22 protein-coding genes are annotated in these 22,648 nt (G+C 71.0%); 1 reads left to right on the top strand and 21 read right to left on the bottom strand.

Annotated features, from left to right (window positions below):
* Nucleotides 1–54: 54 nt before the first annotated feature.
* The 14 genes from H8N03_RS03545 to H8N03_RS03480 are packed head-to-tail and all read right to left on the bottom strand — an operon-like array spanning nucleotide 55 to nucleotide 15,772.
* Nucleotides 55–1,863 (bottom strand): polysaccharide biosynthesis protein, encoded by a 1,809-nt coding sequence (locus tag H8N03_RS03545; protein WP_354005069.1) that lies wholly within the window; start codon nucleotides 1,861–1,863, stop codon nucleotides 55–57.
* Nucleotides 1,844–3,355, bottom strand: coding sequence for a DegT/DnrJ/EryC1/StrS family aminotransferase (locus H8N03_RS03540; protein WP_187074725.1), 1,512 nt, complete (start codon nucleotides 3,353–3,355; stop codon nucleotides 1,844–1,846). Before H8N03_RS03540 ends, H8N03_RS03545 begins: the two co-directional genes overlap by 20 nt.
* Nucleotides 3,352–3,972: an acetyltransferase gene (locus H8N03_RS03535; RefSeq protein WP_187074724.1), complete on the bottom strand. Its 621-nt coding sequence runs from the start codon at nucleotides 3,970–3,972 to the stop codon at nucleotides 3,352–3,354. Before H8N03_RS03535 ends, H8N03_RS03540 begins: the two co-directional genes overlap by 4 nt.
* 1 nt (nucleotide 3,973) lies before the next feature.
* Entirely contained in the window at nucleotides 3,974–5,110 is a 1,137-nt protein-coding gene (gene neuC, locus H8N03_RS03530) for a UDP-N-acetylglucosamine 2-epimerase (protein WP_187074723.1), read from the bottom strand.
* Nucleotides 5,111–5,114: 4 nt separating this feature from the next.
* Nucleotides 5,115–6,131 carry an N-acetylneuraminate synthase gene (gene neuB, locus H8N03_RS03525; protein WP_187074722.1) on the bottom strand — a complete coding sequence of 339 codons (1,017 nt, stop codon included), beginning with the start codon at nucleotides 6,129–6,131 and terminating at the stop codon, nucleotides 5,115–5,117.
* Nucleotides 6,131–6,919 (bottom strand): SDR family oxidoreductase, encoded by a 789-nt coding sequence (locus tag H8N03_RS03520; protein WP_187074721.1) that lies wholly within the window; start codon nucleotides 6,917–6,919, stop codon nucleotides 6,131–6,133. Before H8N03_RS03520 ends, neuB begins: the two co-directional genes overlap by 1 nt.
* Entirely contained in the window at nucleotides 6,919–8,274 is a 1,356-nt protein-coding gene (locus H8N03_RS03515; protein ID WP_187074720.1) for a glutamate-1-semialdehyde 2,1-aminomutase, read from the bottom strand. The genes H8N03_RS03520 and H8N03_RS03515 overlap by 1 nt, the downstream gene beginning before the upstream one ends.
* The gene (locus H8N03_RS03510) at nucleotides 8,271–9,242 is read right to left on the bottom strand and encodes a Gfo/Idh/MocA family protein (protein WP_187074719.1); all 972 of its coding nucleotides are present in this window, start codon (nucleotides 9,240–9,242) and stop codon (nucleotides 8,271–8,273) included. Before H8N03_RS03510 ends, H8N03_RS03515 begins: the two co-directional genes overlap by 4 nt.
* The gene (locus tag H8N03_RS03505; protein WP_187074718.1) at nucleotides 9,239–9,940 is read right to left on the bottom strand and encodes an acylneuraminate cytidylyltransferase family protein; all 702 of its coding nucleotides are present in this window, start codon (nucleotides 9,938–9,940) and stop codon (nucleotides 9,239–9,241) included. Before H8N03_RS03505 ends, H8N03_RS03510 begins: the two co-directional genes overlap by 4 nt.
* Nucleotides 9,937–11,181 (bottom strand): UDP-glycosyltransferase, encoded by a 1,245-nt coding sequence (locus H8N03_RS03500; RefSeq protein ID WP_187074717.1) that lies wholly within the window; start codon nucleotides 11,179–11,181, stop codon nucleotides 9,937–9,939. The genes H8N03_RS03505 and H8N03_RS03500 overlap by 4 nt, the downstream gene beginning before the upstream one ends.
* Complete coding sequence (gene asnB, locus H8N03_RS03495) at nucleotides 11,178–12,956, bottom strand: asparagine synthase (glutamine-hydrolyzing) (protein ID WP_187074716.1); 1,779 nt, start codon at nucleotides 12,954–12,956, stop codon at nucleotides 11,178–11,180. Before asnB ends, H8N03_RS03500 begins: the two co-directional genes overlap by 4 nt.
* A gap of 1 nt (nucleotide 12,957) precedes the next feature.
* Nucleotides 12,958–13,512, bottom strand: coding sequence for a sugar transferase (locus tag H8N03_RS03490; RefSeq protein WP_187074715.1), 555 nt, complete (start codon nucleotides 13,510–13,512; stop codon nucleotides 12,958–12,960).
* Entirely contained in the window at nucleotides 13,509–14,312 is an 804-nt protein-coding gene (locus H8N03_RS03485) for an aldolase/citrate lyase family protein (protein ID WP_187074714.1), read from the bottom strand. The genes H8N03_RS03490 and H8N03_RS03485 overlap by 4 nt, the downstream gene beginning before the upstream one ends.
* A gap of 11 nt (nucleotides 14,313–14,323) precedes the next feature.
* Complete coding sequence (locus H8N03_RS03480) at nucleotides 14,324–15,772, bottom strand: lipid II flippase MurJ (protein ID WP_187074713.1); 1,449 nt, start codon at nucleotides 15,770–15,772, stop codon at nucleotides 14,324–14,326.
* Between the two features lie 91 nt (nucleotides 15,773–15,863).
* Here H8N03_RS03480 and lysS point away from each other — a divergent pair, with 91 nt between their 5' ends.
* Nucleotides 15,864–17,390: a lysine--tRNA ligase gene (gene lysS, locus H8N03_RS03475; RefSeq protein WP_187074712.1), complete on the top strand. Its 1,527-nt coding sequence runs from the start codon at nucleotides 15,864–15,866 to the stop codon at nucleotides 17,388–17,390.
* Nucleotides 17,391–17,519: 129 nt separating this feature from the next.
* On the opposite strand, the gene nagZ is transcribed toward lysS, so the two are convergent.
* From nagZ to H8N03_RS03440, 7 genes are all read right to left on the bottom strand, one after another.
* A complete protein-coding gene (gene nagZ, locus H8N03_RS03470) occupies nucleotides 17,520–18,605 on the bottom strand; it encodes a beta-N-acetylhexosaminidase (RefSeq protein ID WP_187074711.1) in 1,086 nt (361 codons plus the stop codon).
* Nucleotides 18,602–19,003: a holo-ACP synthase gene (gene acpS / locus H8N03_RS03465; RefSeq protein WP_187074710.1), complete on the bottom strand. Its 402-nt coding sequence runs from the start codon at nucleotides 19,001–19,003 to the stop codon at nucleotides 18,602–18,604. The genes nagZ and acpS overlap by 4 nt, the downstream gene beginning before the upstream one ends.
* Complete coding sequence (locus H8N03_RS03460) at nucleotides 19,000–19,764, bottom strand: pyridoxine 5'-phosphate synthase (protein ID WP_187074709.1); 765 nt, start codon at nucleotides 19,762–19,764, stop codon at nucleotides 19,000–19,002. Before H8N03_RS03460 ends, acpS begins: the two co-directional genes overlap by 4 nt.
* 58 nt (nucleotides 19,765–19,822) lie before the next feature.
* Nucleotides 19,823–20,572: a DNA repair protein RecO gene (recO, locus tag H8N03_RS03455; protein ID WP_187074708.1), complete on the bottom strand. Its 750-nt coding sequence runs from the start codon at nucleotides 20,570–20,572 to the stop codon at nucleotides 19,823–19,825.
* 75 nt (nucleotides 20,573–20,647) lie between these two features.
* Complete coding sequence (era, locus tag H8N03_RS03450; RefSeq protein ID WP_187074707.1) at nucleotides 20,648–21,598, bottom strand: GTPase Era; 951 nt, start codon at nucleotides 21,596–21,598, stop codon at nucleotides 20,648–20,650.
* A complete protein-coding gene (rnc, locus tag H8N03_RS03445) occupies nucleotides 21,595–22,278 on the bottom strand; it encodes a ribonuclease III (RefSeq protein WP_187074706.1) in 684 nt (227 codons plus the stop codon). Before rnc ends, era begins: the two co-directional genes overlap by 4 nt.
* 10 nt (nucleotides 22,279–22,288) lie before the next feature.
* The gene (locus tag H8N03_RS03440; protein ID WP_187074705.1) at nucleotides 22,289–22,642 is read right to left on the bottom strand and encodes a DUF4845 domain-containing protein; all 354 of its coding nucleotides are present in this window, start codon (nucleotides 22,640–22,642) and stop codon (nucleotides 22,289–22,291) included.
* Nucleotides 22,643–22,648: the final 6 nt, after the last annotated feature.

Below are 22,648 nucleotides of genomic sequence, written 5' to 3'. Positions count from 1 at the left end.
GTAGGCGGCGGCCTTCCGTGCTGACGGTGCCGAACTACATGCCCGGCGGCACGGTCAGCGCGGCCCGTACTCCGGCACCTGCGCGCGCAGCCACTCGCGCAAGGGCGTGCCCTGCGGCAAGGCACCTGCGTCGGAGATCCAGCGCACGACCGCATCGACGTCCGGCAGCGCGCCGCCCGTCTTCGCGATGCGCAGCTTGGCGTGCGGCGTGGGCTCGGTGGTTTCGTCGTCGGCGAGCAGTTCCTCGTACAGCTTCTCGCCCGGGCGCAGGCCGGTGAAGGTGATGGGCACCTCCTGCTCCGTCTTGCCCGAGAGCCGGATCAGCATGCGCGCGAGCTCCACGATCTTCACGGGCTCGCCCATGTCGAGCACGAAGATCTGGCCCGAGCGCCCCATCAGGCCCGCCTGCAGCACGAGCTGCGCCGCCTCGGGAATGGTCATGAAGTAGCGCACGATCTCCGGGTGCGTCACCGTCACCGGCCCGCCGCGCTCGATCTGCTGCGTGAACAGCGGCACCACCGAACCGCTGGAGCCGAGCACGTTGCCGAAGCGCACGGACACGAACTGCGTGCGCGGCTCGCGCGCCGCGAGCGCCTGCAGCATGAGTTCGGCCAGCCGCTTGCTCGCGCCCATCACGTTGGTGGGGTTCACCGCCTTGTCGGTGGAGATCAGCACGAAGCGCTTCGCGCCGCAAGCGGACGCGGCACGGGCCGCATGCAGCGTGCCGAGCACGTTGGTGCGCAGCGCCTCGATCTCGTTGCACTCCTCCATGAGCGGCACGTGCTTGTACGCGGCCGCGTGGAACACCACCGCGGGACGATGCTGGCAGAGGATGGCGTGCAGCCGCTCGTACTCGCGGACGTTGGCCGTGTAGTAGATGCCCTGCATCTGCGGGTGCGAGCGGCGCAGCTCCTGTTCGAGCTGGTAGATGCCGTACTCGGAGACGTCGATGCACACCAGCTTGCCGACGCCGAAGCGGGCGATCTGGCGGCACAGCTCGGAGCCGATGGAGCCGCCGGCGCCGGTGACGGCGACCACCTGTCCCGAGAAGAGTTCGGCCAGGCCCGCGACGTCCAATGCCACCGGCGCGCGACCGAGCAGGTCTTCCAGCTCGATCTTGCGCGGGCCGGTGCTCTCCGCCTTGAGCCACTCGTCCGGGCGCGGCAGCGTGAGCAGCGAGATGTGCGCCTCGGACGCAAGCAGCAGCGCCTGGCGGCGCTCGTCCGAGCCGGGCGGGCTCGCGACGAGCGCGGTGCGCGCATCGGCCGCTTCACACACTTGCGGCAGATCGTCCACGGTACCCAGCACCCGCACCTGCTGCAGCGAGCGCCCGCGCTCGGCGGCAAGCGGCGACACGATGCCGACCGCGCGCCAGCGCTGCGAGCCGCGCAAGGCACGCAGCGCGCCCGCCGCTTCGTCGAGCGATCCGACCACCACGACCGGCGTGCCGCCCTGCCCGTGCGCGCCGCGCTCGGCCCAGGTGCGCCAGGAGGCGCGCGCCGTTCCCATCAACAGGAAGGCGAGCAGCGGCTGCAGCAGCAGCACCGACCGCGGGAACTCGGGGATGCGCAGCATGAGCACGGCCACCGCGGTGAAGACCGCGCCGAGGAACACGCCGCCCGCGAGCTGCCGGAATTCCGGCAGGCCGATGTACGTCCAGACCTGGCGGTCGACGCGGCGCACGACGAGGCCGGCGGCGAGCCCCAGCACGCACCAGCCGCTCGCATCGAGCGCGAGCCGCTCGAATTCGTCCGGGATCTCGAAGTTGAAGCGCAGCCAGAACGCCGCCCACCAGGCCGCGAGGCCCAGGGCGAGGTCCAGCGCCAGCAGCGAGAGCGCGTACCTAGACAGCAGCCGCTGCACCCAGCGCCTCCGCGCGCTGCAGGGCGCGCCGCAAGTGGTCGATGACGCGGGCGAGCTGTTCGTCCGCGAGGTTGGAACCCGAGGGCAGGCACAGGCCGGCCGAGAACAGGCGCGCGGAGACGTCGTCGCCTTCCGCATGCGCGAAGTAAGGCGCGCCGCGGAACAGCGGCTGCAGGTGCATGGGCTTCCACACGGGCCGCGCCTCGATCGAATGGCGCTCGAGGCTGCGCAGCACGTGGTCGCGCCGGCGGTCCGCGTCTGCGCCCTGCAGCAGCATGCAGGTGAGCCAGCGCGTGGAGTGCATGCCGTCCGGCTCGGGCATCCACTGCACCTCGGGCACGTCGGCGAGCGCGTGCCGGTAGATCTCGTGCACCTCGCGCCGGCGCTGCACGCGCTGGTCCAGCACGCGCAGCTGGCCGCGGCCGATGCCGGCCAGCACGTTGCTCATGCGGTAGTTGAAGCCCACCTCCACGTGCTCGTAGTGCGGCGCGGGCTCGCGCGCCTGCGTCGACAGCTTGCGGGCGCGCACGACCAGGTCCGCGTCCTCGGACACCAGCATCCCGCCGCCCGAGGTGGTGATGATCTTGTTGCCGTTGAACGAGTACACGCCCACGCGGCCGAAGCTGCCGCTCTTGCGCCCCTTGTAGCTGGCGCCGAGCGATTCGGCGGCGTCCTCGAGCACCGGCACGCCGTAGCGCTCGCACACGGGCAGGAGCGCATCCATGTCGGCGCTCTGGCCGTACAGGTTGACGAGGACCACGCAGCGCGGCATGCGGTTCTCCCGCTTCGCCCACGCGAAGGCGCGCTCCAGCGCCTGCGGCGACATGTTCCAGGAGCCCGGCTCCGAGTCGATGAAGACCGGCCGCGCGCCGCAGTACAGGATGGGATTGCAGCTGCCCACGAAGGTGAGCGAGGAGCAGAAGACCGTGTCGCCCGGCTGCACGCCCAGCAGCAGCAGCCCGAGGTGGATGGCCGCCGTGCCGGAGCTGAGGGCCGCGGCGTGGCCCACGCCGGCGTACGCGGCGAGCTCGCGCTCGAAGCCGTCGACGTGCGGGCCCAGCGGCGCGATCCAGTTGGTGCGGAAGGCTTCCTCGACGAAAGCGGTTTCTTCCTCGCCCAGGTGTGGCGAGGACAGCCAGATGCGCTGCGACAGCTCGCGGCGCAGCAGCAGGTCCACCGGGTGGCCTTGCGCGTCGACCACCGGCAGCTGGTCGACCTGGTGTTCGTCCATCAGCGCCAGCGCGCGGCCGACGCCTTCGGTCTCGGGCAGGACGATGGGCGCCTGCCCGGGCAGCGTGGCGATGAACGCGTCTTCCGGCGTGCGCGCGAGGGCGGCGCGGCGCAGGTCGCCGTCGGTGAGCGTGCGCCGCAGCTTGCCCTTGCTGTCCAGGACCAGCAGGATGTTCTTCGCCGTCCGCTCCAGCGTGTCGAGCGCCTCGCGGATCGTGCACGTCGCGGGCACGCACAGGGCCCGGAATTGCTGCTCGTTCACCGCACCCTCCTCGCCGGCACGCCGGCATAGATCCCGGGCGCCAGCAGGTGCTCGCGCACCACGGCTCCCGCTCCCACCACGATGTCGTCCGCGATGCGCACGCCGGGCAGCACCGTGGCGCCAGCACCGACCAGCACGCGTTCGCCGACCCGCACGTTCCCGCCCAACGCCGCGAGCGGTGCGACGTGCGTGAAGGCGCCGACTTCCACGTCGTGGTCGACGACGGCGCCGTGGTTCACGATGACGCAGCGGCCCACGCGCGCGCCGGGCGCGACGACGGCGCGCGCGGCGACGAACGTGCCTTCGTCGATCACGGCATGGGGCGAGACGCAAGCATGCGGATGGAGGACCGTGGCGAGCGGCAGGCCGATGGCGTGGGCTTCACGCGCGCGCGAAGCCGGGGAGCCGATCGCGACGTGCACCTCGGTGCTGGCGGCCACCGCCGCGTCCGGCACTTCGACCTGCAGGCCCGGCAGCAAGGCCTCGCCGGCGCGCGCCGCATCGCGATCCGTCGCCCGCACGCGGGTCCACCGTCCCTGCGCGAGCGCGGCATCCGCCACCACGCGGCCATGGCCGCCGGCGCCGAACACGAGGAGGATGCGTTGGGGGGCCGTCACGTCAGTAGCTGTTGGTCTTTTCCAGGACGGCGCTGTCCAGCGGCAGGGTCGCGAGCGCTTGCGCGATGCGTTCGCCGGCGCGGCCGTCGCCCCAGGGATTGTCACACGGCCAGCGGCCGTGGCTGCGCTGTGCGCGCAGTGCCGCGAGGATGCCGACGGCCTCCGTGCCCACGTCCACGACGTTCGCGCCGTGCTCGCGCATGTGCTGGCGCGTGCCGACGTTCACGACCGGCGTGCCGAAGCTCGCTGCTTCGATGATGCCGGAGGAGGAGTTGCCCGCCATCACGGCGCAATGGCGCATCGCGGCGCAGAACTGCGCGCGCGGCAGGTGCTGCACGCGGCGCGAGCCGGGCGGAAGTGCGGCGGCGTCCAGGGCCGCCAGGATCTCTCGCGCGCCGGCATCCGCGTTCGGCTCCAGCCAGAGGACGGGAAGGCCCAGCTCGCCGAGGGCCTGCAGCAGCGAGCGCGTCTGCTGCGCCGCTTCGCCGGCCTGCTGCACGACCGGGTGGAACAGCGCGAGCACGAAGTCCTGCGCTGCGGGCAGTCCCAGCGCGGAGAGCGTCTCTTCGCGCGATGGGTTCGCCAGTTCCTGCAAGCCATCGAGTCCTGGCGCGCCGGTGAGGACGATCCGTTCCGGCCACTCGCCCATCTTCACCAGCCGCTCGCGCGCGGCTTCCGTCGCGACGCAGTGGTACGCGGCCAGCTTGCTGATCGCGTGGCGGACCGGCTCGTCGACGGTGCCGGAGCGCTCGCCGCCATGCACGTGCACCGCCGGCACGCCGACGTGCAGCGCGGCGATCGCGCCCGCGAGCATCTCGCCGCGGTCCCCGAGCAGCAGCAGCGCGTCGGGTCGCGCGCGTTCGAGCAGTTGCGTCATGCCGCGCGTGACGTCCGCGATGGCGAGCGCCATGCTCGCGCCGGTGCGCGTGAGCACGTCCACGGGAATCTCGGCCAGCACCGGCAGGCCGCTGGCCCGCACCTCGTCGACCGTGTGCCCGTGCTCCCGGCTCAGGTGGGTCCCGGTCACGGCCACCTCCAGCTGCAGTCCCGGCGTGGCCTGGATGCGCCGCAGCGTAGCGAGCATCAGGCCGAAGTCGGCCCGCGTGCCGGTGAGGAAGAGGATGCGACGCCGGCCCATGCGCTCAGTCCTGCAGCGCGTCCCACTGCAGCACGCTGCCTGCCGCGATGGCGGCGCGCGTCGTGCGGCCGACCACGCGGTCCCATTCGGCCGGCGGGATGCCGGCGGCGGGGCGGCGGCAGGCCAGCATGGAGGCCTGCAGTGCCGTGCCCGCTGGAATGTCCGTGCTGGCCACGATGCTGCGGCGGGCCACGCGTGCGGCATCCTGCTCTTCGCGGCGCGGCGCCTTCACGCCGTCGCCGAGCATGGCGGTGATGCGCCGGATCCCGTGCACCATCGCGCCGAAGTCCCCGGGCTCGAGCGAAGCGGCGTGGTCCGGGCCCGGCAGCTTGCGGTCCAGCGTCAGGTGCTTCTCGACGACGGTCGCGCCCAGGCTCACGGCCGCGAGCGCGGCCTCGATGCCGGTGCTGTGGTCGGAGTAGCCGACCGGCAGGCCCAGGGCCTCGCGCATGGTCACGATCGCGCGCAGGTTGAGGGACGCGTCGGGAGCCGGATAGGCGGAGGTGCAATGCAGCACGGTCACGCCGGCCAGGGAACCGCGTGCGCCAGCCGCCCAGGCGAGCGCCTCGCGCACCTCGTCCAGCGTGGCCATGCCGGTCGAGAGCAGCACGGGCAGCCCGGTGGCGCAGGCGTGTTCCACCAGCGCGCGGTGCGTGAGCTCGCCCGAAGGCAGCTTCATGCGCCGGACGCCCAGCGCCACCAGCATGTCTACCGCCTCCAGCGAAAACGGCGTGGAGAAGAACTCGATGCCGATCGCGTAGCAGTGGTCGCGGATGCGCTCGTGCTGCTCCGGCGAGAGCTCCAGCTTGCGCAGCATGCCGAACTGGTCCTGTTCGCCGGTCTGCCGCTTCTGGTATTCCGCGGTGGGCGCACCGGGGACGACGAGGTCCTCGGCGCGGAACGTCTGGAACTTCACGGCGTCGGCACCGGAGGCGCGCGCGGCGTCGCACAGCGCCAGCGCCATGCCGAGGTCGCCGTTGTGGTTGACCCCCGCTTCGGCGATGACGAACACCGGCTCCATCACCACACCGTCCAGCCGCCGTCGACCACGAGGTTGTGGCCGTTCAGGTAGGAAGAGGCATCGCTCGCGAGGAACAGCATGCCGTTGACGATGTCGTCGCGGCTCGCCATGCGGCCCAGGGGCACGCGCTGCGAGTAGTTGCGCACGAAGGTCTCGTTCTGCCCGCTGAACACGCCGCCCGGCGTGATCGCGTTCACGCGCACGCCCTGCCCGCCCCAGTAGCTCGCGAGGTACTGCGTCAGGCCCCAGAGACCTGCCTTGCTGGCGGAGTAGATCGCCGGCGTGTTGATCGGCCGGCCGAGGTATTCGGAGCCTTCGTAGATGCGCTGGTCGGGCGCCACGATGCCGTAGATCGAGAGCGTGTTCACGACCGCGCCGCGGCCGCGCTTCGCCATGGGCGCGCCGAAGGCCTGCGCGCACAGCATGGCGCCCGTCAGGTTCACCGCCATCACCGCGTTCCAGTCCTCGAGCGGAAACTCCTCGAAGGGCGCGAAGAAGTTCTCGCTCTTCGTTGCCGCGTTGTTGAACAAGACGTCGGCGACGCCCCAGTGGGCATGCAGGCGGTCGGCGGCGGCACGCACGCCGGCGGGGTCGCTCACGTCCGTGGCGATCTTCAGCAGCCGGTCGCCATCGGCGCCCAGCTTGTCCAGGTCCTGCGCGCTGCGGTCGAGGGCACAGACGCGCGCACCTGCCTGCAGGAAGGCGGCGACGGCGCCTTGCCCCAGGATGCCGGCCGCGCCGGTCATCGCGATGGTCTTGCCGTCGAGGCGGAAGTCTTGCGCGGCCATCAGTTGAACTGCCGGAAGACCGGCTTGATGGCGGGACCTTGCAGGAAGCGCTCGACGCCGCCTTCCACGGCCTGCGCGAAGACCGCGAGCGCCTTGCGCGCCGCTTCCAGGGTGCGCTGCAGCTCGGGCTCGCCATGCGAGAAGCTCTGCGCGATCCACGGCATCAGCACGCCGTGGCGGATCATCTCCTGCGAGAAGAGCGTGCGCAGCGGCAGGCTGGGCTGTCCCTGCCGGTCGAAAGTCAGGTAGTTCATGGAGATGGCGTTGCCCTGCAGCTGGAAGTGCTTCTCCACGCCCGCTTCGCGCGCGAGCGTTTCCAGGCCCGTGATCAGCTGCGCGCCGTAGTTCCAGAGGTGCCCCACCACCTCCTTCTCCTCGTACACCGCGACGGTTTCGAGGAAGGCGGCGAGGCTCGCCATCTCGCCGCCGTGCGTGGTGGAGACGAGGAAGGTGCGCTCCTGGCCGGGGCGGTTGATCGCCCCCACCTCCATCACCTCGCGCCGGCCGACGAGCGCCGCCACGGCGAAGCCGTTGGCCATGCCCTTGCCGAAGGTGCTCAGGTCCGGCTGCACGCCGAAGAGGTGCTGCGCGCCGCGCAGGTCCCAGCGGAAGCCGGTGATCATCTCGTCGAGGATGAAGAGCGCGCCTTCGCGCCGGCACAGGTCCTGCACCTGCCGCAGGAAGTTGCCCGGCCACTGGGCGACTTCGGGCGTCGGCGGCCGCATGCGGTCGTAGCCGGGCGCGGCGTCGCAGGGGCCGACGGTCGTCGCCGGCTCCAGCATCACGCCCGCGATGTCGCCAGGGTGTTCGGCGAACAGCTTCTGCAGGCTGGCGAGGTCGCCGTAGTCGAACACCAGCGTCGTCGCGTGGTGCACTTCCGGAATCCCGCGCTTGATGGCCGTGGCGCCGATGAACCAGTCGTCGAAGGAGAAGAAGGGGTGCTGCCGCGGCACGCAGACGTGGCGCCGGCCCGTATAGGCACGCGCGACCTTCGCGGCGGCGGTCGTGACGTTGGAGCCGTTCTTCGCGAACTTCACCATGTCCGTGCCCACGAGCTCCACGATCTTCTCGGCGGCTTCCAGCTCCAGCACGGAAGCGCGCGTGAGGTTCACGCCCAGCTCCATGCCGCGGATCGCGGCGCGGTTGATGCGCTCGTCGGCGTAGCCCAGCGTCACGGCCCGCAGGCCCATGCCGTAGTCCAGCAGCGTGCGGCCGTCGGCGGCCGTGACGTAGGCGCCCTTGCCGCTCACCAGGATCTCCGGCGCGTTGGCGGGATACTGGTCGTCGCCGCGGGAATAGGTGTGCGCGCCGCCGGGGATCACCCGGTGCAGGCGTTCGCTGAAGGAACTGCTCATCGCTCGATCTCTTCCAGGAGCGACAGCACGCGGATGTCGTCCTGCAGGGTGTGGGGGAAGCGGCCGCGGCCCTGCGCCGCGGCGAGGAAGGCGTCGACTTCGGCGACGTACATCGCTTCGCCGATGTTCTGGTGGTAGCCGGCGTGCGCGACGCTCTTGGGCTGGTGCAGTTCCACGAGGCGGCCGGCATCCGCTTCCCACACGCGCACGACGCCGCCGTCCCAGTCCCAGGACAGCGAGGCGCGCTCGAAGTTGAGCGTCAGCTTGCGCACGGCCTGGCGGGCGACGACGTCGACGACGAGACTTCCGACGCAGCCTTCGAAGCGCAGCAGCGCCGCATAGGTGTCGTCGATGGGGGCGCCCACGTCGGTCGTGCGCAGCTTCGTGCCTTGCACCTTGGCGGGCCAGCCGAATGCGTCCACCATCCACGTCAGCTCGAAAGGCACGATCTCGCGCGCGCCGCCGGTGAGCGGGTTGGAGACGTAGTAGTCGGACACTTTCTCCCAGGGATGCCAGTCCGGCAGGTACTGGCCGCAGTGGTAGGAGAAGTTGCACACCTTGCCGTACACGCCCGAATGCACGAGGCGCGTGATGTCGCGGATGCCGGCGTGGAAGCGCAATGTGCAGGAAGGCGCGACGACGACGCCTTTCGCGCGCGCCTTCTCGTCGAGTGCAGGCAGCGGGTCGCGGATCACGCTCGCCTCGACGAACACGGGCTTGCCCGCCTCGATCGCCCACGCCATCGCTGTGTGGTGCTGGTCCGGCGGCGTGGACACCACGACGACGTCGAACGCGTGCAGGTCCGCGGCGGCGAGTTGCTCGCGCACGGCGATGCCGTACTCCTGCGCCGCCTGCGAACGCCGGTCGGCCCGCGCGTCGTGGCCCTCGATGTGCTGCACGCCCAGCTGGCGCAGGCAGCGCACGCGGCGCCGCCCCATGGACCCGAGCCCGATCACCAGCGCCTTCACGGCAGCCTTCCCTTGAAATGTTGCATCACGGCTTCCACGCAGAGGAAGTCGAACAGGTCGTCGACTTCGTAGTTCTGCCAGCGTTCGATTGTGTACCCCAGCACCCGGGGCGGATAGAAGGTGCGGTGGCGCTGCAGGGCCTCGGTCTTCACCGCGTAGGCGACGCCGTAGGGGAACCAGGCGACGTCCGGGGGGGCGGGCTCCGTCCACGGGGCGAGGCGGCCGTCGGCGTCCATGCGCTTCATGACCGCGGGCTGTTCGAGCTGCACGCGCCCGACGGTGACCACCGCGTCCGTCTCGTCCCAGCGGCGCGCCAACAGGTCCGCCACGCCGGGCAGGTCGGTGCTGGCCCGCAAGGGCGAGGTCGGCTCCAGCAGGATCACGGCGTCGAAGTTCGCGCCTTCATGTTCGCGCAGGAAATCGAGCGCGTGCAGCGCCGCGTCGGCGGACGTGCTGTCGTCCGCCGCGAGCGCGGGCGGGCGCAGGAAAGGCACGCGCGCACCATGGGCGCGCGCGACCTCGGCGATCGCCTCGTCGTCGGTGGAGACCACCACGTCCGCGATCGCGGGACATGCGCGCGCCGCATCGATGCTCCACGCGATGAGGGGCTTGCCCGCGAGGGGGCGGACGTTCTTCCCGGGCAGGCGCTTGCTGCCGCCGCGGGCGAGGATGAGGGCAAGGAGGCGGGGCGCCTTCATGGGCGATGTCCTGGAGGCCGGGCGGCCAGTTCTGCAATTTCCTGCGCCACGCGCTGCGCCGCGCCCCCGCGCGGCCCGGCGGCCGGGGCATCGCGACGGACGGCGGCGAGCTGTTGCGCGAGCAGCGCGGGCAGCGCCTCCAGGCCGGGAACGCCCGTGCCCAGGCCGAGGCGGCCGTAGTCCATCCCCGAACGCTGCACCAGCGGCGAGAAGGAAAGCCCCAGCAGCTTCTTGCCGGCGGCGTGCGCCTGCGCGCCCACGGTGGTCGCCTGCACGACGACGACGTCGGCTGCCGCGAGCACGGGCAGCAGCCCTTCGCGATCCGGCCGGCTCCAGTGCACGCGCGGGTGCGCGGCGGGCGGCGTGAAGCGGTGCCACTCGTTGGGGTGGTAGCGGATGGCGAGGCACGCGTCGTCGCGCGCCAGCACCTCGCGCAGCAGCAGGTCCTGCACGGCCTGGCCGAGCGCGGCGCCGGCCCAGCGCGGGTCCGCGTCCTCGGGTTCCATATGGCCCGCCCAGAGCACGACCGGGCGTTCGCCCCAGCCGCGCTCGGCGCGCAGGCGCGCCGCCGCCTCCTGCGCCTGCGGCCCGGAGAGATCGTCGAACGCGGGATTGCCCGTCACCACGATGCGAGCGGCATCCACGCCCGCCTCGACGAGGTTGCGGCGCGTGCCTTCGGACAGCACCGTGATGCGGTCCGCGTGCACCTGCCGTTCGCGGTAAGGATCGCCGGGCAAGGCGAACAGGTCCACCATCGAGAGCGTAGCGATGCCGAGCGCATGCGCGGCTTCGATCGCTGCCTGCTCGCTGCGTGGCGAATTGGTGGCGACGACCACGTCGGAACCGAGCTCGCGCAGGATGCGCGTCATGAGGCGCACGGGGCGGAATCCCTGCCGGCCTCGAGCGTGCCAGCGGGCCCAGGCGCCCTCCTCGCCCAGCGCCTGGACCCACTCGAGGAAGTTCAGGCCGAGGTAGGCGAGCGATTCCTCGCGTGTCACGTCGGGATGCTGCTGGTCGCCGATCAACTGCTCGCCGAATGCCAGCGCGCGGGCCGCATCCGGGCCGGTGCAGAAATCCCGGAATGCCAGCGGCTGCTCGCCCGCACGCCGCGCGACGCCCGCCGCCGTGGTCAGCGCGAGGAGCCGCGCCTCGCAGCCCGGCACGCGCTCGCGCAGCGCCCGCATCGCCGGCAGGCACATCTCGACGTGCCCGCCGCCGTAGCTCACGAACAGCGCCTTCATCGCTGCGCGTCCCACAGCGCCAGGGCCGCCAGCGCCCGCAGCTCGCGCGTGTAGTTGGCGCTGGCGTCGCGGTGCTGCGCCAGCATGCGCTCCACTTCCGCCGGCGCGAACAGTTCCTGCACCAGGGCACTGGCGCCCAGCACCTGCCGCAGCCAGGGATGGCTCTCCTTGCGGAACCACTCGCCGACGGGCACGGTGAACATCTGCTTGCGGCGGTACGCGAGGTCCTCGCCGATCAGCGGCGTCACGGCGCGCTTGTACCAGTGCTTCTTGTCGCCGTCGGCCGAGAGCTTGGTCGCGCCCGGCGCGCGGAAGGCGAACTCCATCATCCGCCAGTCCAGGAAAGGCGTGCGCGCCTCGATCGACACGGCCATGCCCATGCGGTCCGGCTTGACGAGGTTGTTGCCGGAGAGGAGCAGTTGCATGTCCAGGTACAGCGCCTGGTTCACGCGGTCGAAGTGCGCGGCCTGCTCGAACCAGGGCCGCGCCGCGGCGTCGAAGCTGTCCACGTCCTGCAGGCGGCGCGCGACCTCGGGGCGATAGAGCGCGGACTTCGCTTCGGGGGTGAACAGGGAGATCGCGTCGAAGTAGCTGCGCTGGAACGCCGCATCCGGCAGCGTGAAGGCGTCCGGGCGCGCGAAGTACTCCGCGTACTTCTCGTAGCCGGCGAACAGCTCGTCGCCGCCGTCGCCGGTCAGCACCACCTTCACGTGCCTCGCCGCCAGCTCGCTCACGCGCAGGGTCGGCAGGAAGGACGCGTCGCCGTGCGGCTGGTCGAGGTGGTACAGCACCTGCGGCCAGCGATCCAGCATGTTCAGCTCCGCGACCTCGCTGGTGTGCTCGCAGCCGAAGCGCTGCGCCGCCTGCGCCGCGCAGGCCGATTCGTCGAAGCGCGGGTCCGCGAAGCCGATGCAGAAGGTGCGCACCGGCTGCTGCACGTGGCGCGCCATCAGGGCGACGATCGTGCTGGAGTCCACGCCGCCCGACAGGAAGGCGCCCCAGGGCACGTCGGCACGCAGCCGGATGCGGGTCGCGTCGTCCAGGATGGCGAGGAACTCCTCGCTCCAGGCACCGAAGTCGTGTTCGCGCTGCTGCTGCGCGGCGAGGTCCCACCAGCGCCCCTGCTCCACGCCGCTGCGCGTGAACTTCATCCAGCAGCCCGGCATGAGGTGCTGGATGCCTTGCCACGCCGTCCACGGTGCGGGGATGTAGTTGAAGGTGAGGTAGTGGTGGATCGCCTCGAGGTCGACTTCGGGACGCGCCGGCAGCGCCTGCAGGAGGGCCTTGATCTCGGAGGCGAAGAGCGTGCGCGCGCCTTGCTGCGCCACGTACAAGGGCTTCACGCCGATGCGGTCGCGCACGAGCAGGAGGGCGTCCTCGCGCGCATCGGCGATCGCGATGGCGAACATGCCGTTGAGGCGGTGCACGAAGGCGAGCCCTTCGCGTTCGTACAGGCGCAGCAGCACCTCCGTGTCGGACTGCGTGTCCAGCCGGACGCCTTGCGCGCGCAGCTCCGCGGCGAGCTCCACGTAGTTGAAGATCTCGCCGTTCTGCACGATGGCGATGCGGCCGTCGTCCGACACGAAAGGCTGGTGCCCGTGCGCGAGGTCGATGATCGAGAGGCGCCGGTTGCCCACGGCCACGCCGCGGGCCGCATCGTGGTGGATGCCTTCGTCGTCGGGGCCGCGGTGCACCAGCGAGCGCGCCATGGCGGCGAGCGCGTCCGCGGAAAGCGCCCGGCGCTCGCGGTCCCAGTAGCCGAAGATGCCGCACATCTCAGTTGGCTCCCCGGCCGGTCAGGCGGCCGACGGTCATGAACAGGATGCGCAGGTCCAGCCAGAGGTCGTGCTCGCGCACGTAGCGCAGGTCCAGCTCGCGGCGCTGGTCCTCGGTGCCTTCGGAACGCAGGACGACCTGCGCCAGGCCCGTGATGCCGGGCCGGACGCTGCAGCGCAGCGCCCAGTCCGCGTCGCCGTAGAGGGAACGCTGCAGCGGCACGTCGGGGCGGGGCCCGACCAGGCTCATGTCACCGCGCAGCACGTTCAGCAGCTGCGGCAGTTCGTCCAGGCTGGTGCGGCGGATGAAGCGGCCGACCCGGGTGATGCGCGGGTCGTTGGCGGACGTGTTGAACGGCCCGATGGCCGCCGCGTCCTTCACCATGCTGCGGAACTTGTACATGCCGAAGGTGCGGCCGTCGCGGCCGACGCGCACCTGCCGGAACAGCACCGGGAAGCCGCTCTCGGCGGCCACGGCGAGCGCCGTCGCGAGCAGCAGCGGCGACAGCAGCAGCAGGACCGTCCCTGCGAGGAGGAGGTCCAGCAGGCGCTTCATGGCCGCGCGGCGAGTCCGGAGGCGATGGAGCGGATGCGTTGCGCGATGCGCTGCCGGTCGGCTTCGGCCTGCTCCGGCGTGCGCGTGGCGAGCTCGCGCTCCGCGGCACGCAGGGCGCCGACCTCGCGCTCGAAATCCATGGTGTCTTCGCGATGGAAGGTGCGCGAGAGGATCACCGCCTGCGAACCCAGTCGCAGGTGTTCGGCCAGCACGTCGCGGCCCGGCAGCAGGCCCTCGTCGACCCGCGCGATGCCGCCGAAGCCGAAGCGCAGCCCGCGCGCCCGTGCGACACGCGCCACGCGTTCCACGCTGCCGTCGGCGAGCGGTTCGAACATGAAGCGGCAGCCGAGCGAGAGGTGCAGGTCGTTCAGGCCGACGTAGATCTCCTGCAGGCCGGGCGTGCCGGCCCAGCTTTCCACGCTCGCGAGCGCGGCGGAGGTCTCGAGGAGCGCCACGATCGGGGCACGTCCGGCCACGATGCCCGCGAAAGCCTCCAGCTGCGCAGCCCCTTCGAACATCGGGAGCATCAGGCGGTCGGCGCCGCGGGCCAGCACCGCGTCCACTTCGGCGCGGGTGCCCTCGTGCACCGGGTTCACGCGGACCATCAGCGGCGAGCGCTTCAGGACGGACCGGACACGTGCCACGTCCTCGAGCTGGTGGGCGCTGATGAAGGTGTTGCGGCCGGCCTGGCGCTCCGCCTTGCCCAGCCGCTCGAGGTCGACGAACAGGCGGAAGCCGCCCAACGCGTCGCAGCGTTGGGCAAACGCCGGATCGTCCGTGATCTGTATCAGCTCGAGCATGCCCGCCGGGATTATCGCGCGAGCGCCGCACGCAGGTCCGCGCTGGCGAGCCACGCAACCGCCGAAACCGCGATCCCCGCCACGATGGCCGCCGCCCACTGCGTGGCCAGGGCGCCCGGACGGCCCACCAGGAGCAGCACGGCCTGCACGGCCAGCAACATGCCCCCGGCGGCACCGAGCGCCACCCAGGGCATCCAGCCCTGCCCCGCGGGCCGCAGCGCGCGCAGCAGCACCAGCGCGATCGCGGACCAGAGGACGGCCAGCCAGGCCATGAGCTCGCCGCCGTCGCCGCGCGCCACGAACAGCAGCACCGCCAAGGCGGCGCCATGGGCGAACACCGCGATGCGCAGCCGCTCCTGCGCGGCCAGCGCCGCCACCGCGATCGTGACCAGCGCCTGCGCCGGCAGGCTCCAGGCCCCCGTGCGCCCCCATTGCGCCACTTCGGCCAGCGCCTGCGGCTGCATGCGGCCCCAGCCGAAGAGAAGCTGCGCCACGGCCGGCGCGGCGACCAGCAGGCCGGCCGCGCAGGCGCAGGCGAGCGTCCAGGCCAGGGCGAAGCCGCGGCGCATCGTCGCGGCGGCTTCGGCGGGGGCGCCTCCGCGCAAGGCGCGCGAGATCGGCCCCAGCGCCAGCGTCCCCACCAGCTGGATCGCCAGCACCAGCGGCAGCTCCACCAGCTTCCAGGCGTAGTTGAAGGTGGCCAGCGCGCCGGGCGCCTCCTGCGCGGCGAGCGACCGGGCCGCGAAGGGCAAGGCGAGCGGCAGGCCCGCCGCGGCAATCGCCCACAGCCACACGGCCGGCGCGGGCAGCGCCACGGGGACGGCGACCGGTGCCGCATGGAACGGCCGCTGGCGCCAGTGCAGCCAGGCCAGGCGCGCCACCAGGGCCGCGAGCAGGCCGGCCGCCAGCACCAGCATGGCCGTGCGGGGCGGCACCGCCGCCAGGGCGACGACGGCCAGGGTCGCGATCAGGACGGCGTTGACGACCAGGTTCGCCGCATACATGCCGGTGACGTCGCGTTCGTGCTGCAGCCGCGTCACCCACAGCGCGGCGAGCAGGGCCAGCGGTACGCCGACGGCGCTCCACGCGAGCCCCGTGCCCGCCAGGCCCTGCATGGCCGGGGGCAGGCCGCCCGCCAGCCAGCGCACCACTGGCTGCTGCGCGAGCGCCAGCACCAGGGCCAGCACCGCGCCGCCCGCGAGCAGCCAGCGCGCGACCCGCCGCTGGCTCGCCGCGACGCGCGCGCCTTCCTCGTGCGACCACAGCGGCAGCAGCACGTACGCCAGGGCGCCGCTCGCCAGCAGGCCGGCGACGATGTCCGGCAAGGTCAGCATCAGCACCGCCACGTCGGCCATCCCGCTGGCACCGAAGGCCGCGGCCTGGGCCGACTCGCGCACCAGCCCCAGCAGGCGGCTGGCGAGCAGGAGGGCGAGGGAAACGGCGCCGGCCTTCAGGAACATGGGTGGGCATTATCGAGTCCCACGGCCGGGCTCCCCCGCGAAACCTACAATGGAGGGTTTCGCCCCCCAGCCGCGCCGCGCGCGCCCGGACATGTCCCAAGACCAGACCACCCCGCCCACCGACGAGAACCAGCTGATCGCAGAACGCCGCGAGAAGCTCAAGGCCCTGCGCGAAGCGCATCGCCAGGGCGCCGGCCCGGCCTTCCCCAACGACTTCAAGCCCGGCACGCATGCCTCGCATCTGCACGCCTCGCATGGCGAGAAGGCGGCCGAGCAGCTCGAGTCTGAAGGCACCGTCGCCCGCGTCGCCGGCCGCATGATGCTCAAGCGCGTCATGGGCAAGGCCAGCTTCGCCACCCTGCAGGACCAGAGCGGCCGCATCCAGATCTACGTGACGCGCGACGCCGTGGGCGAGGACGCCTACGCCGCGTTCAAGCACTGGGACCTGGGCGACATCGTCGGCGCCGAAGGCAAGCTGTTCAAGACGCGCACCGGCGAGCTGTCGCTGCACGCCACCTCCATCCGCCTGCTGACCAAGAGCCTGCGCCCGATGCCGGACAAGTTCCACGGCATGACGGACCAGGAGATGAAGTACCGCCAGCGCTACGTGGACCTGATGACCGACGAGGAGGCGCGCAAGCGCTTCGTGGCGCGCAGCAAGGCCATGTCGGGCATCCGCGAGTTCATGGTGCACCACGGCTTCCTGGAAGTGGAGACGCCGATGCTCCACCCGATCCCGGGCGGCGCCAACGCCAAGCCCTTCATCACCCACCACAACGCGCTGGACCAGGAGATGTACCTGCGCATCGCGCCGGAGCTGTACCTCAAGCGCCTGCTGGTGGGCGGCTTCGAGCGGGTGTTCGAGATCAACCGGAACTTCCGCAACGAAGGCATCTCGGTGCGCCACAACCCCGAGTTCACGATGATGGAGTTCTACGCGGCCTACTGGAACTACCGCGACCTGATGGACTTCACCGAGGCCCTGCTGCGCGACGCCGCGCAGAAGGCCGTGGGCACGCTCAAGCTGACCTACAACGGCAAGGAAGTGGACCTGTCGCAGCCCTTCGAGCGCCTGACCATTCCCGAGGCGATCGTGCGCCACACCGACGCCGGCGAGAACGTGGGCAACCGCGACTGGCTCATCCAGCAGCTGAAGAAGCTGGGCCTGTCGGAGGAGAAGGAGCGCCTCTCCGCCCGCTCGCTCGCCTCGCTGCAGGTGATGTACTTCGAGGAGAAGGTGGAGGAGAAGCTCTGGCAGCCGACCTTCATCATGGAGCACCCGACCGAGATCTCGCCGCTGGCGCGCGCGAACGACGAGCGTCCGGAAGTGACCGAGCGCTTCGAGCTGTACATCACGGGGCGCGAGATGGCCAACGGCTTCTCGGAACTGAACGACGCCGAGGACCAGGCCGCGCGCTTCCAGGCGCAGGTGGCCAACAAGGACGCGGGCGACGACGAAGCCATGTTCTTCGACAACGACTTCATCCGCGCCCTCGAATACGGCATGCCCCCGGCGGGCGGCTGCGGCATCGGCATCGACCGCCTGATGATGCTGCTGACCGACAGCCCGAGCATCCGCGACATCATCCTGTTCCCGGCGCTGCGTCGGGAGGGCTGAGAAGGCGGGGCCAGGAACGCAGAGGTCGCAGAGGTTACGCAGAGATCGCAGAGAAAACCTTCAGGGGAAGTTCTCTGCGACCTCTGCGCTTTCTCTGCGACCTCTGCGTTCAGATTCTTCTTGCGAGCCTCACGGCAGCAATTGCAGCGCCCGCATGTACCGCGGCTCCGTCATCAGGGCATCCCAGGTGATCGACGGGCCGCAGGGCAGCAGGGCCAGGCGGCGCTGTTCGCTCATTTCGTCCTGGGCCCAGTCGCCGCGCTCCAGCGCCGTTTCCAGCGACTCCAGCATCTCGTCGATCGACTTGCCGCCGGGGCTGTTCACCGACTCGTTGCACAGCAGGACCATGTCGCAGCCGGCGTTCAGCGCCGCGACCGCGGCTTCGGTGAAGGTCACGTCCTTGCCTTCGATCTTGCGCGCGCCGGCCATGCTCAGGTCGTCGCTGAAGATCGCGCCCTGGAACTGCAGCTGCTCGCGCAGGATGTCCTGCAGCCAGCGCGGCGAGAAACCGGCCGGCAGCGGGTCCACCTGCGTGTAGATCACGTGCGCCGGCATGACGCTGGTCAGCGTCGTTCCCAGCCACTCGTACGGGATCGCGTCGTCGGAGAGGATGTCCTCCAGCGCTCGCTCGTCTTCCGGGATCTCCAGGTGCGAGTCGGCCTTCACGTAGCCATGCCCCGGGAAATGCTTGCCGCAGTTGGCGACGCCCGCCTGCAGCAGCCCTTGCATCAGGCAGCGCGCCAGCATCGTGGCGATGCGCGGGTCGCGGTGGAAGGAACGGTCGCCGATCACCGAGCTGGCGCCGTAGTCCAGGTCCAGTACCGGCGTGAAGCTGAAGTCCACGCCGCAGGCCCGCAGTTCCGCGCCGAGCACGTAGCCCGCCGCGGTGGCCGCGGACATCGCCTGCATCGCGGCTTCGCCTTCGCGGCCGCCTTCCTGCATCCACATCTCGCCGAAGCGGCGCATGGGCGGCAGGTGGGTGAAGCCGTCGGTGCGGAAGCGCTGCACGCGGCCGCCTTCGTGGTCCACCGAGACCAGCAGGTCCGGCCGCACCGCCTTGATCTCGGCGCACAGCGCGGAGAGCTGCTCGCGGTCCTGCCAGTTGCGGCCGAACAGGATCATGCCGCCCACCAGCGGGTGCGCCAGGCGGCGGCGGTCGTCGTCGGAAAGGCCCAGGCCGGCGACGTCGATGATCACCGGGGCGTGTTCGCTCATTTCTTGTTCTCCTGTTCCACGATCACGAAGCTGGCCGCGTAATCGGTTTCGTCGGTCACGCTCACCTGCGCGGTGAGCCCCTTGGCTTCGCACCAGGCCTTCAGCTCGCCGTGCAGCACGATCACCGGCTTGCCGCTGGCGAGCTTGCCCACCTCGCAGGACCGCCAGGTCATGGGCATGCGCATGCCCAGCCCCACGGCCTTGCTGAACGCCTCCTTGGCGGAGAAGCGGGTGGCGAGGAAGCGCACGCCGCGCTCGGGCCAGCGGGCGCTGCGCGCCTTCCACGTGGCGAACTCCGCCTCGGTGAGGATCTTGTGCGCGAAGCGGTCGCCGTGGCGCTCCAGCGAGGCGCGGATGCGCCGCACGTCGCAGATGTCGGTGCCTATGCCGTAGATCACTGGTCGTGGCCACCCATGCGCGCGGACTGGGTGGCGCCCAGGTAGGCGCGCACCGTCGCGGCGTAGCCCATCTCCAGTGCATCGGCGATGAGGGCGTGGCCGATCGAGACTTCCTGCACGCTGGGCACGGCCCGCAGGAAGTCCGCGAGGTTGGCGCGGCTCAGGTCGTGGCCGGCGTTGACGCCCAGTCCCGCAGCATGGGCCGCCTGGGCCGCGGCGGCGAAGCGCCGCAGCTGCTCGCCCTGGTGGGTGGTGCCCCAGGCGGCCGCGTACGGCTCGGTGTAGAGCTCGATGCGGTCGGCGCCCACGGCCTTGGCCAGCGGGATCATGCGGGGGTCCGCATCCATGAACAGGCTCACGCGCACGCCCAGCGACTTCGCTTCGGCGATCAGCGGCTTCACGCGCTCGCCGTCCCTTTCCAGGTCCCAGCCGTGGTCGCTGGTGAACTGCCCTTCGCTGTCCGGCACGAAGGTGCACTGGTGCGGGCGCAGCTCGCGCACGAAGTCCATGAGGTTGTGGAAGGGATTGCCTTCGATGTTGAACTCGGCCCGCGGCCAGTCCTTCTTCAGCAGCGCGTGCAGCTCGCGCACGTCGTGCGCGCGGATGTGGCGCGCGTCCGGACGCGGGTGCACCGTGATGCCGTGCGCGCCCGCCTGCAGGCACAGGGTGGCCGCGCGCGTGACGCTCGGGATGCCGAGGTGGCGCGTGTTGCGCACCAGCGCGACCTTGTTGAGGTTGACGGAGAGCAGCGTGCCAGTCACAGAAACACCTCCGTACTACGTACTACGGTGAGAGCCCCTTCGGGCGGCCGTGCGGGGCTCATAGGGCTTGGAGATCCATCATCAGTTGCCGCGTGCGCAGGGTGGCGACGCCGCAATGGTAGTGCAGCAGGCTGCGCAGCTGCGGCTTGAGCTCGCCCATCTCGGCCACCTGACGCAGCGTGGCGTGGAAGGGCGCGGGGTCGTCCAGCGCCTGCTGCAGGGCGATCCACTGCCCGCCCGCCAGGCTCCCGCGGTCGTCGCCCTCTTCCGCTTCCACCAGGCCGCCTTCCGCGCGCAAGGTGTAGCGCTGCGAAGGATCCACGGCCGCCAGCGTGGCCGTCTGCACGTCCAGGCTCGGCAGCAGGCCGATCTCGCGCAGCAGCAGCAGCTCGAAGGCGCGCAGGGCCGGCTCGAGGGTGAGGCGTTCGTCGCTCGCCAGCACCCGGACCGCCGACGCATAGACGTCGAACAGCGGCGGATGCGGGTCGTCGCGCGCGAGCATGCGCAGCAGCAGCTCGTTGAGGTAGTAGCCGGACAGCAGCGCGTCGCCCGTCGGCATCACCTGCCCGCCCAGCCACTCCGCCGACTTCAGCGTGCGGATCTCCGCGTCCCCGCCGAAGGCCACGTGCAACGGCTGCAGCGGCAGCAGCACGGGACGGAAATTGGAGCTGGGCTTCTTCGCCCCTTTCGCCACGACCGCGATGCGCCCGTGGTGCCGCGTGAGCAGCTCCAGGATCAGGCTGGATTCGCTCCAGTCGTAGCGGTGCAGGACGAAGGCGGGTTCGTCGGCGATGCGGCGGGTTGCCATAGGGACTAGGGATTAGGGCTGAGGGGCTAGGGGGGCGGTTGCCCTAGTCCCTAGCCCCTAGCCCCTAGTCCCTCTTCATTCATATCCAAAAGAGCGCACCCGGGCTTCGTCGTCCGCCCAGCCCGAACGCACCTTCACGAACATCTGCAGGAAGACCTTGGCGTCGAACAGCTGCTCCAGCTCCTGGCGCGCCTCGGTGCCGATGCGCTTGAGCTTCTCGCCGCCCTCGCCGATCACCATCGCCTTGTGGCTGTCGCGTTCCACCACGATGGTGGCCGCGATGCGCACCATGCGCTTGAATTTCGGGCTGGGCTCTTCCTCGAACTTGTCGATGACCACCGTGGACGTGTACGGCAGCTCCTCGCCCGTCAGGCGGAACAGCTTCTCGCGGATCATCTCGCCCGCCATGAAGCGCTCGCTCTTGTCGGTGAGTTCGTCCGCGTCGTACCACCAGGGCTGCTCGGGCAGGTGCTTCGCGCAGACTTCCAGCAGGCGCTGGATGTCCTTCGGGTTCTTGGCCGAGATCGGCATGAACTCGGTGAAGGGATGGCGCTGCTGCATGTCGCGCAGCCAGGGCGCCAGCTCGCCGCGGCGGTGCACCAGGTCCAGCTTGTTGGCGATCAGGATCGCCGGGATGCCGGGCTTCAGCAGCGCCAGCACCTTGGCGTCGGCCAGGGTGAAGTTGCCGGCCTCCACGACGAACAGCACCACGTCCACGTCGCCGACGACGCCCGTGACGGCGCGATTCAGCGAGCGGTTCAGCGCGGAGCTGTGGCGGGTCTGGAAGCCCGGGGTGTCCACGAAGACGAACTGCGTGTTGCCTTCGGTGCGCACGCCCGTGATGCGGTGGCGCGTGGTCTGCGCCTTGCGCGACGTGATGCTGATCTTCTGGCCCACGAGCGCGTTGAGCAGCGTGGACTTGCCGACGTTGGGCTTGCCGACGATCGCCACGAGCCCGCAGCGCTGGGGGCCGGAAAGGGCCTGGTCGCCGGCCTGGTCGCCGGCTGCTTCGCCTTCGGTGTTCATTGCAGCTTCGATTTGAGCACGATCAGCATGGCCGCGGCGGCGGCTTGTTCGCCGGCCCGCCGCGACGCGCCGATGCCGCGCTCGACAAGGCCGAGCTCGGCGACCTCGCATTCGACGTCGAACGTCTGCTTGTGCGCCGCCCCCAGGGTGCCGACGACGCGGTACACCGGCAGCTTCATCCTGCGGCCCTGCAGCAGCTCCTGCAGCTCGGTCTTGGGGTCCTTGGCGGCCGCCTGCATCTCGGGCCTGATCTCGACCTGCGCGAACAGGCGGTGCACCAGCGCCTCGGCCGGGGCGTAGCCCGCGTCGAGGTACACGGCGCCGATCACGGCTTCCAGCGCATCCGCGAGGATGGAGGGCCGCTTGTGCCCGCCGGAGCGGGCCTCGCCCTCGCCCAGCCGGACCAGTCCCGGCAAGCCGAGGCCGACGGCCAGCTGGTGCAAGGTCTCCTGCTTGACGAGGTTGGCGCGCACCCGCGAGAGGTCGCCCTCGGGCTGGTCCTTCAGGCGCTGGTACAGCAGCGCCGCGACCGCGAGGTTCAGGACGGAATCGCCCAGGAACTCCAGCCGCTCGTTGTGGGCGGCCGAGAAACTGCGGTGCGTGAGGGCCCGTGCCAGCAAGGCGGGGTCCTGGAAGCGGTGCTGCAGGCGTTCCTGCAGCGCCGCGAGCGCGTCGGCCACTTTCGGGGTACTACCTTCCGGGGCGCGACTGCCCCTCGAACTTGAGTGTCAGCCAGGCCGGGCCCATCAGGTGGAACTCCTTCTCGTAAGCGAAGGAGACGTCGATCTGGTCGCCGTTCTTGGCGATGGTGAGGTCCTTGCCCTGGATGGTGCGGATGTCGTCCACCTGCGCGTAGCGGTCGAACGCGGCGCGCACGGAAGGCACGGTGGCCTCGTTCTTCGCCTTGTTGATGGCCCGCAGCGCGGCCTGGTATTCCACCACCGACGGGAACGCCTGCAGGCCGATGGCCCCCACGACGCCCAGCACCGCCAGGATGAAGATGATGGTCAGGATCGACGCGCCGCCCTGCCGCTTGTGTGCCATGGAAAC

It is taken from the genome of Ramlibacter cellulosilyticus, from assembly GCF_014297465.1.
In the GTDB taxonomy this organism is placed as follows: Bacteria; Pseudomonadota; Gammaproteobacteria; order Burkholderiales; family Burkholderiaceae_C; genus Ramlibacter; species Ramlibacter cellulosilyticus.
The sequence above is the reverse complement of the archived record's forward strand: the minus strand, read 5'-3'. Positions and strand labels throughout refer to the sequence as shown.

Coding starts and splice junctions, on each gene's coding strand:
- H8N03_RS03485 (WP_187074714.1), bottom strand. CDS start 14,312: ATGCTCGAGCTGATACAGATCACGGACGATCCGGCGTTTGCCCAACGC.
- lysS (WP_187074712.1), top strand. CDS start 15,864: ATGTCCCAAGACCAGACCACCCCGCCCACCGACGAGAACCAGCTGATC.
- H8N03_RS03515 (WP_187074720.1), bottom strand. CDS start 8,274: ATGAGCAGTTCCTTCAGCGAACGCCTGCACCGGGTGATCCCCGGCGGC.
- H8N03_RS03440 (WP_187074705.1), bottom strand. CDS start 22,642: ATGGCACACAAGCGGCAGGGCGGCGCGTCGATCCTGACCATCATCTTC.
- H8N03_RS03520 (WP_187074721.1), bottom strand. CDS start 6,919: ATGGCCGCGCAAGACTTCCGCCTCGACGGCAAGACCATCGCGATGACC.
- H8N03_RS03505 (WP_187074718.1), bottom strand. CDS start 9,940: ATGAAGGCGCCCCGCCTCCTTGCCCTCATCCTCGCCCGCGGCGGCAGC.
- neuC (WP_187074723.1), bottom strand. CDS start 5,110: ATGGGCCGGCGTCGCATCCTCTTCCTCACCGGCACGCGGGCCGACTTC.
- era (WP_187074707.1), bottom strand. CDS start 21,598: ATGAACACCGAAGGCGAAGCAGCCGGCGACCAGGCCGGCGACCAGGCC.
- neuB (WP_187074722.1), bottom strand. CDS start 6,131: ATGGAGCCGGTGTTCGTCATCGCCGAAGCGGGGGTCAACCACAACGGC.
- asnB (WP_187074716.1), bottom strand. CDS start 12,956: ATGTGCGGCATCTTCGGCTACTGGGACCGCGAGCGCCGGGCGCTTTCC.
- recO (WP_187074708.1), bottom strand. CDS start 20,572: ATGGCAACCCGCCGCATCGCCGACGAACCCGCCTTCGTCCTGCACCGC.
- nagZ (WP_187074711.1), bottom strand. CDS start 18,605: ATGAGCGAACACGCCCCGGTGATCATCGACGTCGCCGGCCTGGGCCTT.
- H8N03_RS03490 (WP_187074715.1), bottom strand. CDS start 13,512: ATGAAGCGCCTGCTGGACCTCCTCCTCGCAGGGACGGTCCTGCTGCTG.
- H8N03_RS03500 (WP_187074717.1), bottom strand. CDS start 11,181: ATGAAGGCGCTGTTCGTGAGCTACGGCGGCGGGCACGTCGAGATGTGC.
- H8N03_RS03480 (WP_187074713.1), bottom strand. CDS start 15,772: ATGTTCCTGAAGGCCGGCGCCGTTTCCCTCGCCCTCCTGCTCGCCAGC.